Source organism: Gardnerella greenwoodii 00703Dmash (assembly GCF_000263635.1).
Taxonomy (GTDB): Bacteria; Actinomycetota; Actinomycetes; order Actinomycetales; family Bifidobacteriaceae; genus Bifidobacterium; species Bifidobacterium greenwoodii.
This window is the reverse complement of sequence record NZ_ADEV01000010.1, coordinates 1-1595: the sequence shown is the minus strand read 5'-3', so window position 1 is coordinate 1595 and position 1595 is coordinate 1. Positions and strand designations below refer to the sequence as shown.

The following is a 1595-nucleotide window of genomic DNA, read 5'->3' as shown; positions in this document are numbered from 1 at the left end:
ACCATCAACATTACCTAAGACTGGTGAATCCAGCTCTCTTGGCGCATTTCTTTCTGCGTTGGGGCTATCTTTAGCTGGTCTTGGAGTACTTTACAAAAAAATGAAGGATTGTGAATAACGTCTTAGCATAAAAGGTTGGCAAGCCATGAAAAGACTGACAAAATCCTTGACAGACAGACAGACAGCATAACTCTGTCTATTTTCACGTAGAATTTTTTAATTTGCAGAATTATATACCTGATGGATAGGTATGTGTTTCTGCCTATTTTTATGCAGTTTTTTCAAAGTAATAAAAAGAACATTTTTAGATTAATAAGGAAATGTGAATAAGATGAAATTGTTAGCAAAAAAGACAATGGGGCTACTGCTGGCAACATTAGTAGCATTTGGCGTAGTAGCTGGAACTACGCAGGCATTTGCTGGTGGCGATGCGGTAGCATCTAAGCAAGCCGACAAATATACGGAAATAGACATGCAGGAACCGTATATAAAAGACGCAGAGCTGCATGTTTATTCTGTAAAAGACGATAACGGCTCGCCTGCAGCCGCGATAACTATCACTCACAAAAATTCGGCTGGAGTTGACCCTCAGCTTACAGGCGTAAGGGAGTACACTGCCGCTGCAAAAGAAGGTTGGGTTTTTAAGAATTGGACGTACGAGCAGTTTTTAAAAGACAAGGACTACGGAAACTACAAAGGTATTTTCTATTCATTTTCGAAAGATCACAACAACAAGAGCATTCCTTATACATCGGGAAATGTGATTTCCGTAAACAGAACGGGGACTATAGGAGAATCAACATTAATTAAGCGAATTTATAAGGTCTATGCAAACCTTAATCCTACTATCTCGGCAACTGCCGGTGAAGGCGGATCGATAACTCCTGCCGGAAAGACAGAAGTCACATACGGAGAAAATCAGAAATACAATTTTACAGCCAACAAAGGATACATAATAGCTTCGCTGAAGATAGACGGAGTAGAACAGACCGTCGAACATACAGCTTCGGGTTCATATGAATTCAAGGCTGTAAAATCGCCTCACACTATAGAAGTAAGCTTTGTAAGAGAATACACGATAACTTATACTGATGGCGTTGATAACGAAGCAATTTTTACCGATCAGGTTTACAAAGCTGCTTCGGGTTCCGATACTCCTGCTTTTGTGGGAACCGCTCCAAGCAGAAAAGATTATGTTTTTACAGGCTGGACTCCTACCGTTGCAGATAAGGTAACTCGTGACGTAACATACGTCGCTCAGTGGAAGTGGATTCAAAGAACAGTTACTTTCAAGGATGGCGATAAGACTCATGCAAAAGTGAAAGTGGAAACTGGTAAGGCTATTAATACTGATGCGTTGACTAATGAGTCCATGCCGAAGGATCCAACGAAGGACGGTTATACCTTCAAGGAGTGGAATACGAAGGAAAATGGTAAGGGTGAGACGTTTACGGGAGAAAGCGTAGTTAATGGTGATATGACTGTGTATGCCATTTACACGAAAGATTCTGCACCGACACCGACTCCAACTCCAACACCGACGCCGACACCGACGCCGACACCGACTCCGACTCCGACACCGGCTCCAACTCCGA

The 1595-nt window shown here is 42.3% G+C and carries 2 protein-coding genes; both read left to right on the top strand.

Translation table 11 applies throughout. From position 1 onward, the window contains the following. Positions 1 to 118, top strand: a 118-nt coding sequence (locus NG78_RS06070) for an LPXTG cell wall anchor domain-containing protein (RefSeq protein WP_155114869.1), incomplete at its 5' end; no start/stop codon positions are given. 213 nt (positions 119 to 331) lie between these two features. Continuing rightward, the coding region (locus NG78_RS00465) for an InlB B-repeat-containing protein (RefSeq protein ID WP_004135406.1) at positions 332 to 1595 on the top strand (1264 nt) is incomplete at its 3' end.